The organism is Devosia geojensis (assembly GCF_000969415.1).
In the GTDB taxonomy this organism is placed as follows: domain Bacteria; phylum Pseudomonadota; class Alphaproteobacteria; order Rhizobiales; family Devosiaceae; genus Devosia; species Devosia geojensis.
The window spans coordinates 1-10,869 of record NZ_JZEX01000029.1 but is presented as its reverse complement, the minus strand read 5'-3'; the positions used below and the strand labels follow the sequence as shown (position 1 = coordinate 10,869).

General features: G+C 65.7%; 11 protein-coding genes and 1 pseudogene. 6 read left to right on the top strand and 6 right to left on the bottom strand.

Going from position 1 to position 10,869, the window contains the following annotated elements; all coding sequences use genetic code 11:
• Positions 1-87: 87 nt before the first annotated feature.
• Positions 88-663, bottom strand: coding sequence for a dihydrofolate reductase family protein (locus tag VE25_RS01990; protein WP_046106907.1), 576 nt, complete (start codon positions 661-663; stop codon positions 88-90).
• A 188-nt stretch (positions 664-851) separates the two neighbouring features.
• On the opposite strand from VE25_RS01990, the gene carB reads away from it, so the two are divergent.
• The gene (carB, locus tag VE25_RS01985) at positions 852-4,163 is read left to right on the top strand and encodes a carbamoyl-phosphate synthase large subunit (protein WP_046106906.1); all 3,312 of its coding nucleotides are present in this window, start codon (positions 852-854) and stop codon (positions 4,161-4,163) included.
• Between the two features lie 13 nt (positions 4,164-4,176).
• Here the strand turns inward: carB and VE25_RS01980 are convergent, their stop codons facing one another.
• Together VE25_RS01980 and VE25_RS01975 are read right to left on the bottom strand one after the other, a co-directional pair.
• Positions 4,177-4,569, bottom strand: coding sequence for a type II toxin-antitoxin system VapC family toxin (locus tag VE25_RS01980; protein ID WP_046106905.1), 393 nt, complete (start codon positions 4,567-4,569; stop codon positions 4,177-4,179).
• Entirely contained in the window at positions 4,566-4,844 is a 279-nt protein-coding gene (locus VE25_RS01975; RefSeq protein WP_046106904.1) for an antitoxin, read from the bottom strand. The genes VE25_RS01980 and VE25_RS01975 overlap by 4 nt, the downstream gene beginning before the upstream one ends.
• 135 nt (positions 4,845-4,979) lie before the next feature.
• Between VE25_RS01975 and VE25_RS01970 the strand changes: the two genes are divergently transcribed.
• The 3 genes from VE25_RS01970 to VE25_RS01960 all read left to right on the top strand — a co-directional run bounded on the left by VE25_RS01970 (position 4,980) and on the right by VE25_RS01960 (position 6,845).
• Complete coding sequence (locus VE25_RS01970) at positions 4,980-6,071, top strand: transporter substrate-binding domain-containing protein (RefSeq protein ID WP_244466844.1); 1,092 nt, start codon at positions 4,980-4,982, stop codon at positions 6,069-6,071.
• A 14-nt stretch (positions 6,072-6,085) separates the two neighbouring features.
• Positions 6,086-6,493: an iron chaperone gene (locus tag VE25_RS01965; RefSeq protein WP_052731666.1), complete on the top strand. Its 408-nt coding sequence runs from the start codon at positions 6,086-6,088 to the stop codon at positions 6,491-6,493.
• Between the two features lie 64 nt (positions 6,494-6,557).
• The gene (locus VE25_RS01960) at positions 6,558-6,845 is read left to right on the top strand and encodes a hypothetical protein (protein WP_052731665.1); all 288 of its coding nucleotides are present in this window, start codon (positions 6,558-6,560) and stop codon (positions 6,843-6,845) included.
• 17 nt (positions 6,846-6,862) lie between these two features.
• On the opposite strand, the pseudogene ltaE reads toward VE25_RS01960, so the two are convergent.
• A pseudogene (ltaE, locus tag VE25_RS01955) lies at positions 6,863-7,827 on the bottom strand (low-specificity L-threonine aldolase).
• A gap of 244 nt (positions 7,828-8,071) precedes the next feature.
• Positions 8,072-9,067: a class I SAM-dependent methyltransferase gene (locus VE25_RS01950; protein WP_052731664.1), complete on the bottom strand. Its 996-nt coding sequence runs from the start codon at positions 9,065-9,067 to the stop codon at positions 8,072-8,074.
• A gap of 473 nt (positions 9,068-9,540) precedes the next feature.
• On the opposite strand from VE25_RS01950, the gene VE25_RS01945 reads away from it, so the two are divergent.
• Together VE25_RS01945 and VE25_RS01940 are read left to right on the top strand one after the other, a co-directional pair.
• The gene (locus tag VE25_RS01945) at positions 9,541-9,750 is read left to right on the top strand and encodes a cold-shock protein (protein WP_046106902.1); all 210 of its coding nucleotides are present in this window, start codon (positions 9,541-9,543) and stop codon (positions 9,748-9,750) included.
• A 326-nt stretch (positions 9,751-10,076) separates the two neighbouring features.
• Complete coding sequence (locus tag VE25_RS01940) at positions 10,077-10,286, top strand: cold-shock protein (RefSeq protein WP_046106901.1); 210 nt, start codon at positions 10,077-10,079, stop codon at positions 10,284-10,286.
• A gap of 72 nt (positions 10,287-10,358) precedes the next feature.
• On the opposite strand, the gene VE25_RS01935 is transcribed toward VE25_RS01940, so the two are convergent.
• Complete coding sequence (locus VE25_RS01935; RefSeq protein ID WP_052731663.1) at positions 10,359-10,751, bottom strand: nuclear transport factor 2 family protein; 393 nt, start codon at positions 10,749-10,751, stop codon at positions 10,359-10,361.
• Between the last annotated feature and the right edge of the window lie 118 nt (positions 10,752-10,869).

The following is a 10,869-nucleotide window of genomic DNA, read 5'->3' as shown; positions in this document are numbered from 1 at the left end:
CGACCCCTCCCCTCAAGGGGGAGGGGAGCCGGATGCCTCCCGTTTCCGTCAAAACATGACAGAGACTGGGCAGCAGGCCGAGAGGTTTCAACCCTTGCGGTATTTCATCAGCACCACGCCGGTGTCGAACGGCTCGACCGAGGCGAGCGCCAGGCTTAGAGGCCGCGATTTGTCGAACATCGGCTTACCCTCGCCCAGCACGATCGGGTGGACGAGCATGTGGTACTCGTCGATGAGCCCCAGCGCGGAGAGGGCGTCGATGACGCTGAGGCTGCCATAGATGACGATGTCGCCCTCCGCCTCATCCTTCAGCCGCCCGATCTCCTCCGCCTCGATCCTGCTGAGAACCCTGGTATAGTCCCACTCGGCCACATCGCCGGAAGCGGAGACGGCGATCTTCTTCATTGCGTCCACCCGGCGGGCGTAATTGCGCTGCATCTCCTCCACCCCGACCTTGGGAGCGGTATCGCGTGCAGCGACCGGCCAATAGCCGGCAAAATCGCCGAAGGTCTTGCGGCCCAGCATCAGCGTTTCGGCGGCGTCGACGAACGATTGCTCATAGGCCATCATCTGCGCATCGCCGCGCAGCCAGCCCATCTCGTCGTTGGGGCCCGCCACGAGACCGTCAAGCGTTGTCCACATCGACACCAGAATCCTGCTCATGGCGATCTCCTTTTCCTGACATGTACCTCCACGACGAACGAACCTTCCCCACCGCGACAATCACGCCGTCTCGCCCCCTTCCCTTTCCAGGCCGCTTCCGCTACAGAGCCCGCTTAACCGACAAGTCCGCCGACGACCTCCGCGCCGCAGCGCCCCCTTGGCGCGCGCCCTAACAAAAGAGCCAGCCGATGCCAAAACGCACCGACATCAAATCGATCCTCATCATCGGTGCGGGGCCGATCATCATCGGGCAGGCGTGCGAATTCGACTACTCAGGCACCCAGGCGTGCAAGGCGCTGAAGGCCGAGGGCTACCGGATCATCCTCGTCAACTCCAATCCGGCGACGATCATGACCGATCCCGATCTCGCCGACGCCACCTACATGGAGCCGATCACCCCCGAAGTGGTGGCCAGAATCATCGAGAAGGAACGCCCGGACGCGCTGCTGCCGACGATGGGTGGCCAGACGGCGCTCAACTGCGCGCTCTCGCTGCGCAAGATGGGGGTCCTGGAGAAATTCGGCGTCGAAATGATCGGCGCCACGGCCGACGCCATCGACAAGGCCGAGGACCGCGAGCTCTTCCGCGACGCCATGAAGAAGATCGGGCTCTCGACCCCGAAGTCGATGCTGGCCCACAACACCATCGAGGCGCTGCAGGCGCTCGAGGTCATCGGCCTGCCCGCCATCATCCGCCCCTCGTTCACGCTGGGCGGCACCGGCGGCGGCATCGCCTACAACAAGGAAGAATACCTCGCCATCTGCGAGTCGGGGATCGACGCCTCTCCCACCAACGAAGTGCTGATCGAGGAATCGGTGCTCGGCTGGAAGGAATACGAGATGGAGGTGGTGCGCGACAAAAACGACAACTGCATCATCGTCTGCTCCATCGAGAACCTCGACCCGATGGGCGTCCATACCGGCGATTCGATCACCGTCGCCCCGGCGCTGACCCTGACCGACAAGGAATACCAGGTGATGCGCGACGCCTCGCTCGCGGTGCTGCGCGAGATCGGGGTGGAGACCGGCGGCTCGAACGTGCAGTTCGCCATCAACCCGGCCGACGGGCGCATGATCGTCATCGAGATGAACCCGCGCGTCTCGCGCTCCTCGGCACTCGCCTCGAAAGCCACGGGCTTTCCCATCGCCAAGGTCGCGGCGCGCCTGGCTGTCGGCTATACGCTCGACGAGCTCGAGAACGACATCACCGGCGGCGCGACACCCGCCTCGTTCGAGCCGACCATCGACTACGTCGTCACCAAGATCCCCCGTTTCGCGTTCGAAAAATTCCCCGGCGCCGACACCCGCCTCACCACCTCGATGAAATCGGTGGGCGAGGCCATGGCCATCGGCCGCACTTTCCAGGAATCGCTGCAGAAGGCCCTGCGCTCGCTCGAAACGGGCCTCACCGGCCTCAACGAGATCGGCATCCCCGGCCTCGGCGAGGGCGAGGACAAGAACGCCATCCGCGCCGCGCTCGGCACGCCGACCGCCCAGCGCCTGCTCTACGTCGCCGAAGCCATGCGGCTCGGCGTCTCCAACGAGGACATCCACTCAGCCTGCAAGATCGACCCGTGGTTCCTGGAACAGATGCGCGGCATCGTCGACATGGAGGCCAGGATCCGCGATCTCGGCCTGCCCGACGAGCCGGAGACGCTGCGGATGCTCAAATCCATGGGCTTTTCCGATGCGCGCCTCGCCGAGCTCACCGGCTCCTCGACCGCCAATGTGCGGAAGCTGCGCCGCACCCTTGGCGTCCGCCCGGTCTACAAGCGCATCGATACCTCGGCGGCCGAGTTCGCCTCGCCGACCGCCTACATGTATTCGACCTACGAGACGCCCTTCGCCGGCATGCCTGACGACGAGGCTCGGCCCTCGGATCGCAAGAAGGTCGTCATCCTCGGCGGCGGCCCGAACCGCATCGGCCAGGGCATCGAGTTCGACTATTGCTGCTGCCACGCCGCCTTCGCGCTGGCGGACGCCGGCTATGAGACCATCATGGTCAACTGCAATCCCGAGACAGTCTCGACCGACTACGACACCTCCGACCGGCTCTACTTCGAGCCGCTGACCGAGGAAGACGTCATCGAGATCCTCGAAACCGAGAAGCAGAACGGCACGCTCCACGGCGTCATCGTCCAGTTCGGCGGGCAGACGCCGCTGAACCTGGCCGAAGCGGTCGAGAAGGCCGGCGTGCCGATCCTCGGCACCCAGCCCGAGGCCATCGACCTCGCCGAGGACCGCGATCTCTTCTCCAAGCTCCTCAACCGGCTGGAACTGACCCAGCCCAAGAACGGCATCGCCTACAGCCTTGAACAGGCGCGCCTCGTCGCCGAGCGGCTGGGCTATCCGCTGGTCATCCGCCCGTCCTATGTGCTGGGCGGCCGGGCCATGGCCATCGTCCATTCGCCCTCCGATTTCGAGCGCTACGTGCAGGACACGCTGACCGGCCTCGTCCCGCCCGACATCCTCGCGCGCTACCCCAACGACAAGACCGGCCAGATCAACTCGGTCCTCTCCGACAACCCGCTGCTGTTCGATGCGTACCTGTCGGGCGCGACCGAGATCGACGTCGATGCGCTCTGTGACGGCAAGGACGTGTTCGTCGCCGGCATCATGGAGCACATCGAGGAGGCCGGCATCCATTCGGGCGACAGCGCCTGCTCGCTGCCCCCGCAAAACCTTTCGCCCGAGATCATCGAGGAGCTGAAGCGCCAGACCCGCGAGCTCGCCTTCGCCTTGAAGGTCGGTGGCCTGATGAACGTGCAATATGCGTTGAAGGACGGGATCATCTACCTGCTCGAGGTCAACCCGCGCGCGAGCCGCACAGTGCCGTTCGTCGCCAAGGTCATCGGCGAGCCCATCGCCAAGATCGCCAGCCGCATCATGGCCGGCGAGAGCCTTGCGAGCTTCAACCTGGTTGAGAAGAAACTGCGCCATATCGCGATCAAGGAAGCGGTTTTCCCCTTCAACCGCTTCCCCGGTGTCGACACGGTGCTCGGCCCCGAGATGAAGTCGACGGGCGAGGTCATCGGCCTCGACACTGACTACGCCATGGCCTTCGCCAAGTCGCAGATGGGTGCCGGCTCCAAGGTGCCGACCGGCGGCACCGCGTTCGTTTCCGTGCGCGACAGCGACAAGCCGCTGATCGTCGACGCCATCCGGCACCTCGAGGCGGCGGGCTTCACCATCCTCGCCACCGGCGGCACGCAGCGCTACCTCACGGAAAACGGCATCGCCGCGACCCGCATCAACAAGGTGCTGGAGGGCCGCCCGCATATCGTCGATTCCATGAAGAACGGCGGCGTGCAGCTGGTCATCAACACCACCGACGGCGCCAAGGCCGTCTCCGACAGCCGCGACATCCGCCGCACGGCGCTCTATGCCAAGATCCCCTACTACACCACCGTCCCCGGCGCGGTCGCGGCGGTGGAGGGCATCATCGCCTACCAGCAGGGCAGCCTCGGCGTGAAATCGCTGCAGGAATATTTCGCGACGTGAGGCGGGGGAGGCGTTATGCCTCCCAGTCTTCGAGCCGCAGATCCAGCACCCGTCGAAACTCGCGCAGATTGCGAGTGACGAGCGTGAAGTCGCGTGAAATCGCCTGTCCGGCGATGAGGGCGTCAGGAACACCGATCGGTGTTCCTGCGCGCCCCAGATACGCACGGATTTCGCCTGCTCTCATGGCGTCCTCACGATCGAGCGGGACGACATCGAGCTCGAGGTGGGTGAGCCGTTCGATGGTTTCGTTGGTACGCGCACCCTTGTACGCCCCGAAGTACAGTTCGTGAATCGTGATCGCCGAAACGCACAGGTCAGAGGGATGCTTCCATCTGACGCGTGAAAGGATCGCAGGTGCTCCTCCCATCAGCCCGATGACGGCATTGGTATCGAGCAGATATCTCACTTGAAGAACTCTTCCACTTCCGGATCGATGTCGTCATCGGACGGTCCCGGCCGGTCCAAGGCCGCGGCGACGAAATCCTCGTCGAGGGGCCCTACGAACGTGTCCAGCCACGCCCACGGGTCCTTCTCCTCGACGGCCGGCTCCAGGATCACCTTGTCTCCCTCGCGGTGGATGCGCACTTCGCTGCCCTCGAAGCGGAATTGCTTGGGCAGGCGCACGGCTTGCGAGCGGCCCGTCCAGAAGAGCTTGGCCTTGTCTGCTGCCTTGGCGGTCATCGGCACCTCCGTGATAGATACCAATGATATATATCATCAGCGTGCCGACATCCAGTCGCCCATGAAGGTGTGACATCCCCGCCCATATGTGCCAGCCTTCGAATCGTGATGGCCAATCACCCTGGAGACTGCCGCGTGTCCGCGTTTCGGATAGCAGCGCGACTCCTCGTCGTGCTTTTTCTTGGCCTCGGCGCGGGTTCCGCGACCGGACAAGCCTTTAATCCCCCTGCAGGAACCGTCACCGCCGGCGTCTATGCCAGTCCCCCCTTCGTCATCGAGGACGGCGGGCTCTATACCGGCATGGCCATCGAGCTGTGGCAGGCGCTCGCGATACGCGCGGGCCTCGCCACCCGCTTCGTCGAATATCCGACCCTGCGCGAGCTCGTCGACGCCACCGCCAATGGCCAGATCGACGTCGCCGTCACCAACCTCACCATCAACCAGGAACGCGCCCAGAGCATCGATTTCACCCAGCCCTGGTACGACGCGGGCCTGCGCATCATGGTGGCGGACGGGCAAGGGGCCGGTTTCTGGGATGTTGTCGCGGGCCTCCAGGAATCCGGGCACCTGCGCGCCTATCTCTGGCTCGGCCTCGTCATCGTCGCCGCCACCATCGCGCTCACCCTTTTCGACCGCCGCTTCGACAAGGAATTCCCGCGCGACTGGCCCTCGGGCCTTGCCGAGAGCTTCCACCACGTCATGTCCATCGCCACCTCGGGCAAGACGGCGCGCAAGAAGATGTTCGGCGCCTTCGGCCGGTTCCTCTCCGCGGTCTGGCTGGTGTGCGGCGTCGCGGTCCTCGCCTATGTCACCTCCTCGGTGACCAGCGTGATGACCGCCGCCGCCATCACCAGCCGCATCGACGGCCTCTCGGACCTGCCGGGCAAGACCATCGGCGTCTTCTCGGGCAGCGTCGCCGAGACCTATTCGGCAAGCATCGGCCTCGACACCCGCAGCTATCGGGGCATCGAGGATGCGGTGGCGGCGCTGCGGGCCGGAAACGTCCAGGCGGTCGTCGCCGATGCCCCGGTGCTCGAATACTATTCCCACACCCGCGGCGGGACGGGCCTTACGGTCGTCGGCCCGATCTTCAATCCCGACAAGTACGGCTTCGCCACACCGCTCGACAGCCCCCTCAGCCGCGAGATCACCCTCGACCTGCTCGGCGCCCACGAGGACGGCACCGTCGAGCGTCTGCGCACCAAGTATTTCGGCAATGAACGCTAGCGCCGCCGCGTGCTATGAGGCTCTCGAATGGGAAGCGCCAAGCCGATGACCGCGACCGAAACGCCCAGCACGATCGATGCCTACATCGCCCGGTTTCCGCCCGAGGTGCGCGAGCGGCTGGAGGCCGTCCGCGGCGCGTCCTCACCCTCGCGCCGGATGCGCAGGGGACCATCAGCTACCAGATCCCGACCTTCCGGCTCGCCGGCACCTATCTCCTCTACTTCGCCGGCTGGAAACAGTACGTCTCGGTCTATCCCGTCCCCTCCGGTCCCGCCGACTACGAGGCGGCGGTCGCGCCCTACCGCAAGGCCAAGGGCACGCTGCAGTTCAAGCACGCGGAGCCCCTGCCCCTCGACGTCATCGCCATGGTGACCCGGGCGCGGCTGCGAGAACTCGGCCTCAGGCCCGCCGCACGGGAATAGAACCGATTCCCGACCGTCTTCTCCATTGAGGCCGCCCGATCGGCCGAAATCCAAGGAGACGGACATGAACCGCAAGACCATCCTCCCGCTGATCGCCGCGGCGCTCGTCGCCGCGCTGCCGCTGCCGGCGGCGGCGTTCGACCTGCCCCGCGCCAATGCGCAGTTCCAGTTCGTCGACGACGATGACGACGACGACCGCGGCGGCTACTGGCACCGCCTCGATGGCCGCTGGGTGCCGCAATGGGCCCTCCACGACGACGACCGCTGGGACGACGATGACGACGACCGGTGGGACGACGACTGGGACGACGATGACTGGGACGGCGATGACTGGAATGACGACGACGATTGATCGTCGCGAGAGAGGCGTCAGTGTCCCTGGCGCCTCTCGAAAAATTCGGCGACGCACGCCAGCGCCGCATCGACGGCCGCATCGTCGACATCGAGATGCGTCACCCATCGCTGTTGGCCATAGCGGCCGGTAATGCCGATGCCGTTGTCGGTCAGGTACTGCGTGAAGCTGTCGCCGTAAGACTCTTCGACATCGACGAAGATGATGTTGGTATCCGGCATCTTCACGTCGAGCGCGGGATACCGGGCCAGTCCCTCGGCCAGCCGCCGGGCCCGCTCGTGGTCCTCGGCGAGACGCGCCACATTGTGCTCGAGTGCATAGAGCCCCGCAGCCGCGAGGATGCCGGCCTGCCGCATGCCGCCGCCCAGCATCTTGCGCAGCCGCCGCGCCCGGGCGATCAGCTCGGCGTTTCCGGTCAGCACCGAGCCGACGGGCGCGCCCAATCCCTTGGAGAGGCAGATCGAGACCGTATCGAACGGAGCGGCAAAGTCGGCGATGTCGATGCCGAGCTTGACCGCCGCGTTGAACGCCCGCGCGCCGTCGAGATGCAGCCCCAGCCCATGCGAGCGCGCCAGCGCTGCCACCTCTCCCATATAGGCGACGGGCAGAACCTGCCCGCCATGGGTGTTTTCGAGCGCAATAAGCCGCGTCTGGGCAAAATGCGGATCGGTCCCGTCGCTGATCGCCGCCGCGATTCTGTCGATCGGCAAGGTGCCGTCCGCCGCATGCTCGATGGGCTGCGGCTGCAGCGAACCGAGGACCGCGGCGCCGCCGGCTTCGTACCGATAGAGATCGCGTTCTGGCCGGCGATGAACGCCTCGCCGCGCCCGCAATGGCTCATCAGGCCGAGAAGATTCGATTGCGTGCCCGACGGCACGAACACCGCTGCGGCCTTCCCCAGCCGCTCGGCAAGCGTGGCTTCGAGGCGCTTGACCGTCGGATCGTCGCCGAAGACGTCGTCCCCCACCTCCGCCTCGGCCATCGCCCGGCGCATGCCGGGGCTCGGCCGGGTCACCGTATCGGAGCGGAAATCGTAGCGGATGTCGGTCATGGCGGGATTCTTTCGGCTTTTGCGGATCGAGACTTCGATCGCGAAGTACCCCCCTCCCATCCTCCCCCGCAAGGGGGGAGGTGTTGATCCGGAGCGTTGGCAGAATGGTGCCACGAGTACGATGCGGCACCTCCCCCCTTGCGGAGGATGGGAGGGGGGTTACACCACCGGTTTATCAGTTGAGCGCCTCTGGCTCGACGTCCACCACCAGCGCCTCGCCGGCGAGGTTGAGCGCCAGCGGAGCGGCGGCGGGTTTCTGTGCGACGATAAGGAGACCTTCGACCGGTTCGCCCCTGTCCTGCCGCAGCACCGCGCGCTCGAAGCAGAGGATGTCGAGGCCGGCATCGACAAGCGCCTGGCGCGTGGGCTCGGGCGCATGGGCATAGCGCAGCGACGGGCGCAGGAACTGCGGTTCCGGCCCGTCATGCGCTTCGAGGGAGAAGGCGAGGAGCGCTCCCGGCCGCATCACTCTTGCCGCTGCGGCCAGCACCGGCGGCAGCGCCCCGCAATAGATGAAGACGTCCGCCGCCGTGACCAGGTCCGCCTGCGAGGGGTAGGCGGTGAGGAACGCGACGAGCTCGGCCTTGGTCAGCCGGTCGTAGATGCCCTTGCGCCCGGTCTCGGCGACCATGGCGGCCGAAAGATCGACGCCTTCGAGGAACGAGACCTTGCCGCGCAGCCGCTCGCCCATCAGCCCGGTGCCGCAGCCGAGGTCGATGGCCTCGGCAAAGGCCGTGATGCCCTTGCCCGCCATCGCCTCGCCGATCAGCGCATCGAGCCGCTCGGGCACCCGGTAGGCGAGCTTCTGCACCAGGGCGCTCTCGAAGCGCGGCGCATACTGGTCGAAGAGCGCTTCCACATAGCCGATCGAGGTGCCCTCGCCGGCAAGGCCCGCGCCATGGGCGGCAAGCTTCAGGTGCGCGCCGAAGACGCCTGCGTCGTCCAGAGCCTCCAGATGCCGCCAGGCCGAGATGGCCCGCGCCACCTCGCCGGCCTTCTCCCAATAGCTGCCGAGCAGGTCCCAGCCCGCCGTCCAGCCGGGCGCGAGCTCCAGCGCCTGCTCGATGAGCTCGGCGGCGGCCATGTGGTCGCCGCTTTCGGCCAGGCGCCGGGCATAATCCGCGCGCCTGTCGACGATCACGTCGCCGGAGGAATGGAACGTCTTGACCAAGACCAGAGTGCACCGGGGCAGAACCGGCAGGGCGCCGGCGCGCGGGGATTTGCCTCAAGCCGCGCCGAAAAGCAAGCGCGCCGATGCACACCTGCCATGCCGGCTGCGACATTTGCGCACTGGCGGCGCAAGCCGGACTCGCGCTAGAAACGATGTTGGCCGGCCGCACCCTTGACGCGTCCGCCATGTCTCCTGTGCTGGCGCCATGCTCGCGTGGGTTCAGCACGATAGTTCGGCCCGATTTCGACCTCGCCCCGCTGCCGAGTCAGCGCGGGTGCGAAGCTGTGCATAAACGCCAGTTGCCGCGCCGTACGTTTCGCGATAAGACTGCGTGATCGAATATTGCGGCCGACCGAAATGCCTTGGCGAACTCTTGCCGACTGCTGACGTCACTCTCCGACATTTCGATAGCCAAATCGAATTCCGGCCCGGGGGCCGGTCTTCACAACAGCAGACTGCACGAGGGAAACATCATGGCGACTGGTACCGTGAAGTGGTTCAACGGCCAAAAGGGCTATGGCTTCATCCAGCCGGATGAGGGTGGGGCGGACGTCTTCGTCCATATCTCCGCCGTTCAGCGTTCGGGCCTCAACGGGCTCGACGAAGGCCAGAAGGTCAACTACGAAATCGTCAAGGACAAGCGCACCGGCAAGTCCGCCGCCGACAATCTGTCGGCCGCGTAACCGGAACGTTTGAAACGATCGAGACTGAAAGGCGCGTCCGCCACCGGACGCGCCTTTTTCATTGCCGCTTCGATTTGCAGAGACCCGTCAGCGGGTTGGAGCGAATCAGGGATATTGAAGAGCGCAAGGTTTCCGTCTAGAAATCTGCCGTCGAATATTTGCGGCGGACCGATGGACGAGGGGCGAGGGGGCCTGGCGCTCGCAATCGCAGAACCCGAAAAATTCGATGACATCCGGGACGGGGCGGCATCGCACCGGCCCAATACAGCAGAGCGTTTCCTGTTCGGAACCGCGACCAACGACTTAGACTGCACGAGGGACGCATCATGGCATCTGGCACCGTCAAATGGTTCAACGGTCAGAAGGGCTACGGCTTCATCCAGCCGGACGAGGGTGGGGCGGACGTTTTCGTCCACATCACCGCCGTCCAGCGTTCGGGCCTCAACGGGCTCGATGAAGGACAGAAGGTGAGCTACGAGATCGTTCAGGACAAGCGCACCGGCAAATCCACCGCCGACAACCTGTCCGCGCTCTGACGGGAACATCACTGAAGAACCGGAAAAGCGCAGCTCCTCGGGGCTGCGCTTTTCCTTTTGTCCGGAACTGCCTCAGAACGGCGCGAAGCAGTCGTAATTGTCGATCGAGACGATCCGGCCGTCGCGCACCGTCGCGAACAACGCGCAATGCGCCACCATCTCTTCGCCCGCCTTAAGCGCGCCGAGCGCAATGGCGAGGGTGCCGCGCCAGGTCATCTGCACGGCGACACGGCCGCCGGAGGCGACAGCGGAGGCGACCTCATAGCTCTGCCGCGCGATCAGCGCCCTGCCCTTCTCGAAGCCGTCGAGCATCTCCGCGAGCCCCTGGGTGCGCCCGGCCGGCGCCACGCGATTGGGATGCTCGGTGCGCCTGACCTGCGGATCCAGCACCCGCGTCAGCGCGTCGCGGTCGCCATCCTCGATGGCCCTGAGAAACGTGCGCACCACATCGACATCGCCATCCATCGTCCCCTCCCGGACCTGCCCGGAGGATATTTAGCGCCCAGCGCGACCTGCCACCAGACCCTGTCATGTTTAGACGGCAGCTGGAGGCCGTCCGGCTCCCCTCCCCCTTGAGGGGAGC